The organism is Protofrankia sp. CiP1_Cm_nod3 (assembly GCF_982290655.1).
Genome location: NZ_CEVIVD010000071.1, coordinates 21,679 through 25,828 on the forward strand (window position 1 = coordinate 21,679; position 4,150 = coordinate 25,828).

The 4,150-nt window shown below is 67.8% G+C and carries 4 protein-coding genes and 1 pseudogene; 3 read left to right on the forward strand and 2 right to left on the reverse strand.

Features of this window, described 5'->3' with window-relative positions; translation table 11 throughout:
* Positions 1 to 203 precede the first annotated feature (203 nt).
* Entirely contained in the window at positions 204 to 440 is a 237-nt protein-coding gene (locus tag AC5LUJ_RS14685) for a DUF397 domain-containing protein (protein ID WP_250282973.1), read from the forward strand.
* An 81-nt stretch (positions 441 to 521) separates the two neighbouring features.
* Here the strand turns inward: AC5LUJ_RS14685 and AC5LUJ_RS14690 are convergent, their stop codons facing one another.
* Positions 522 to 1,394 (reverse strand): Sco1979 family transcriptional regulator, encoded by an 873-nt coding sequence (locus AC5LUJ_RS14690; RefSeq protein ID WP_250282975.1) that lies wholly within the window; start codon positions 1,392 to 1,394, stop codon positions 522 to 524.
* Positions 1,395 to 1,998: 604 nt separating this feature from the next.
* Between AC5LUJ_RS14690 and AC5LUJ_RS14695 the strand changes: the two genes are divergently transcribed.
* On the forward strand, positions 1,999 to 2,505 hold the full coding sequence (locus AC5LUJ_RS14695) for an NUDIX hydrolase (protein ID WP_250282980.1): 507 nt from the start codon (positions 1,999 to 2,001) through the stop codon (positions 2,503 to 2,505).
* A gap of 229 nt (positions 2,506 to 2,734) precedes the next feature.
* Here the strand turns inward: AC5LUJ_RS14695 and AC5LUJ_RS14700 are convergent, their stop codons facing one another.
* Complete coding sequence (locus tag AC5LUJ_RS14700) at positions 2,735 to 3,376, reverse strand: DUF4232 domain-containing protein (RefSeq protein ID WP_250282977.1); 642 nt, start codon at positions 3,374 to 3,376, stop codon at positions 2,735 to 2,737.
* Positions 3,377 to 3,836: 460 nt separating this feature from the next.
* Here AC5LUJ_RS14700 and AC5LUJ_RS14705 point away from each other — a divergent pair.
* Positions 3,837 to 4,150 (forward strand): annotated as a pseudogene (locus AC5LUJ_RS14705) (hypothetical protein); the annotation flags it as partial.

Sequence of the window (4,150 nt, forward strand, 5' to 3'; positions counted from 1 at the left end):
CGGGCCGCATTCCATGCCACGATCACTATGGCCCCGCGGTCGGGCCCGAGATACCTACCGGGCGTCCGAGACCGGCTCCCGGCAACGGCCCCGTAGGAACCGAGCCTTCCAGACCCGCTTCCGGACCCCGGATTCGGGCGGCATCCTGGACGCCGGAATTCATGATCATATTGTTTCGTTCCTGTCACACGAAGGAGGCCGACTTGCCCGAGATCTACAACGGGATTTCCACAACCGCGTTACCAGAGGTCACCTGGAAGAAAAGCCGGCGCAGCAACTCCCAGGGAAACTGCGTCGAACTGGCAAGGCTGTCGCCGGAGACCATCGCGGTCCGTAACTCCAGGGACCCGAACGGCCCAGCTCTGATCTACACCCAGGCCGAGATCGAGGCGCTCATCCTCGGAGCCAGGGACGGCGACTTCGACGAATTCCTGCGGTAGCGCTGGTCCGCCGGGGCCCGGGCCCGTGTGCGCGGAGGCTGAGGCAGCCTGCCTGCTTCAGCCCGCCCGGTACGGGCCCTCTCAAGCAGAGCTCTCCCTTATGATCCTGTTCAGTACCTCGATGCTGGCGGCGGGAGGCACACTGTCGACGCAGAGACGGTCCATCGCCTCCATGTAGCGGTCCACGTCCTCCCGCTTGTCCAGGTAGACCGCGCCGGCGAGCTGTTCGATGTAGACGATGTCCGGCAGGTCCGCTTCGGGGAAACGCAGGATGGAGAAGGCGCCGCCCTCGGCCGCGTGTCCGCCGAAGCGGAAAGGCATGATCTGCAGGCTGAGATTGGGCCGGCTCGCAAGCTCGATCAGATGTTCCAGTTGAGCGCGCATCACCGCGGGGCCGCCAAGTGGACGCCGCAGCGCGGCCTCGTCGATCACAACCCACAATCTGGGGTGCGATGGTCTGGCGAGCAGTTTCTGGCGGTTCATCCGCACGCTGATCCGGCGCTCGATGTCCTGGGGCCGGGCACCGCTGTTGCCGAGTGTGATGACAGCGCGCGCGTAGTCCTCGGTCTGGAGCAGGCCCGGGATGAACTGGACCTCGTAGGTCCGGATCAGAGTCGCGGCCTCTTCCAGGCCCAGATACGACTGAAACCAGCTCGGGAGGACGTCGGTGAAATTCTGCCACCAGCCCGGTGTGTTGGCTTCCCGGACCAGCTCCATCAGCGGCGCTCTCTCGGCGTCGTCCGTGACGTCATAGAGGGTGAGCAGATCGGCTACGTCCCGTTCCTTGAAGCTGACCCGCCCCAGCTCCAGGCGACTGATCTTGGATTCGGAGCCCCGGATACTATACCCGGCCTCCTCGCGGCTGATGCCCTTCTCCTCACGTAGCCGCCGCAACAGGGAGCCGAGGAGAATCCGGCGCACGGTGGGCCCCCCACCGGACTCAAGCGCCGTCACAACCCACCCCCTTCACCATCGTCTGAGCACAAGAGTATGACACCCGATCTTCACGACCTCACCGGTTCCGACACCTTCTGCACGTGCACCCGTGTCTTGCATTTGCACGCAACGAACGCCATGATGTGCAGGCAGCCATGCTGATGTCACGCACGCAGGGGTTCCGGGAGGCCGTGATGACAACCCACGGACACACCCGGTGTTCGACGACGCCGATGACGCCGTCACCGATCACCGGAACAGTGCCCGTCGTCATGGTCATCCGACGATCCGGAGTCACGGCGGTTCACCACCGGCAGCACGGCAATGTGATCGGGTGCCGGTCGACAGAGCGGTTCACGGACATGCCAATGAGGCATACGCCGTCATTTTTCCGAATCACCGGCTCAGGCGCGGAATGCCTCCCCGCTGCGGGAAGTGAATCCGGACAGCGGATGATCGTCGGCCTTCGGGACGGACGGACGGACGACTGTGCCGGCGGGATGGCCAGCCGGCTGCAAGGAGATGGCAGGGCGGTCGCGGGGCGGCTCCTCTGGAACAGGGTGTGGGCACATCCGTGGCCTGGTGCCACTGCTGGCGACACCCGCCGAGGGTGGGAGTGGTGATGGTCGACAATGCCGGCCCGGGCACGGGGTTGCCGGTCGACGTTCATGTGCTGATGTGGCGCGTGGACGGATCGGTGCTGCTCTGTCGTGGCGCCGAGTCGGATTCACCATGGCAGTTACCGTGGTCCGAACTTGGCAGTGGGGAACCCGCGATCGAGGCCGTGCTGCGGATAGCCGACGAGACCCTGTCGGTGATGACAATGGCGACCCATGTGTGGCTCGCGCATGTAGCCCATCATCGGTTCATCGGCGGCGGTGAACGGCTGGGGCTGTTCTTCCGGCTGACCCACTGGAGCGGGATACCCACACCGGGCGCAGACCCCCGGGCAAGCCGTCTGCAGTGGCACCACCTGAACGCACTGCCGGAATCCCTGGCGGCTCTCGACCGGGAAGCGTTGGCCCGCTGGCAGGACAACGACGTGTATTCAGAGCTCGGATGGAACCCGCAACAGCTGTGTGCGGTGCCCCGGCTACGGGCTATCTCGGGTGCACGGGCGTCCTCGTAAGAGGAGGACACCATGGCATGACGAAACCGTCGTGTAACAAAATTGTGGCACGAAAAACCACGGCCTGACGAACGGGGTGGTGTTGTAGAGCTCTGGCACCGCCAGAGCTCTACAACACCGTCATAGCGCCAGACGGCCTACCGCCGTACCGCCCCGAGTTCACCCAGGATTCACGCGTTCGCCAGCACCGGTTGGGCTGGCTGGCCGTGTCGACAGGTGCGAATTCCGGCTACCGGGGCCGTGTGCCGGCCGTTCCGGCCACGACAGGGTGCACCTGGAACGCGTCGCAGATGGTTGTCTGCCGCTCCACCACCTGGACCCGGGTCTGGTGCGGCGGAATGACCACGAACTGCTCGTAGGGCAGGCAGGCGGATTCGTCGCCGGACCGTACGGCCGTCCACTCGACACCGAACGACGCGGTGCCCCGCGGCTGGAGGACCACCGTCTCGGGCGGGCCCACCCGGAACAGGTTGCCGCCCTCGGAGCGGGCCGCCGGCCGTTCCTGCCGCCCGTTGTCGTCCGTGGCGGCCACGGACGGATAGCCGATCAGCGAACACGGCTGGTCTGAGGAACTGGTGAGAACGACGACGAACCCCTGGCGCTCCCCGGACGGAGCACCCGCGGACGCACCCGCGGCCACCCGCAGGCCCGCCTCGGTACACAGCGGTGGTGATCCGGGCGCCGGGCTCAACTGGCCGCCGGGGCCGGCCGGCGGACGTGGGGAGGAAGCGTCGCTGCCGGTCTGCGCCCTGGCGCCGGCCTCCGCGCCGAGCGGGGCGGCGGCCGGCGACGGCGTCGCGGGTGCCGGTGTCCCGCCGCCGGAGCCACAGGCGGTGGCACCGGTGACAAACAGTAGCCCAGCCCCCGCCACGACGATCCGGGTTGTACGGGTTCGGGGTCTGTTCGGCATGTGGGCAAGTCTTGCACCAACCGGTCCGTGTCCGGGAGGTCACCCCGGACGTGGTATCGGACGTGGCGCCGGACCGGCGACGACGGCTGTGACAGCGTGCCGAGACCGTGCCGGGGCGGCGCGTGGGGCCGCGGCGGGCCCGCGGTATGCCAACGTGCGCCAGACCCACGACCGAAAGCACCGAAGTCGGCTCTATACTCCGCTTTGTCCTTCTAGGGGGGGTTCATGAAGATCGGAACCTGTGGAAGGAGCAGCAGGGCCAATGACGCCCAGAAATGGCTCACGGTGGAGTGTTCCAGCACGATCGTCAGTAACAGACGCAGCTCTTCCGCCCCGCCGCCGGACGGCCGGCACGGCTGGCACGGCCGGCCGTTCTGAGAGGGACGGGACCGCACTCCGCCTGGTCACCGGCCGGCTACCGGTGGCTCTCGCGCTTTCCGCTGCTGTTCTCCTGGCCGGCGGGCTCACCGCGTGCAACCCGGCCAAGTCCGATCTGACGGAGCTGGCCGCCGGTACGGCATCGCCGACCAGCGACCATCCACGGCCGCGGCCTTCCGTGACCGGCGAGGCGGCACCAACGCTCCCAGCGGCATCCGGCACGCCGACGCCCCTGGCCGCGGCCGTGGGCGCGGCGGGTGCGCCGGCCGCTTCGGGCGTGCCGAAACCGGCCGCACCTGCCGTCCCGGCCGCGCCGGCCGCGCCGGTGCCGGCCGCGGTCCTCGCCGCACTCCCACC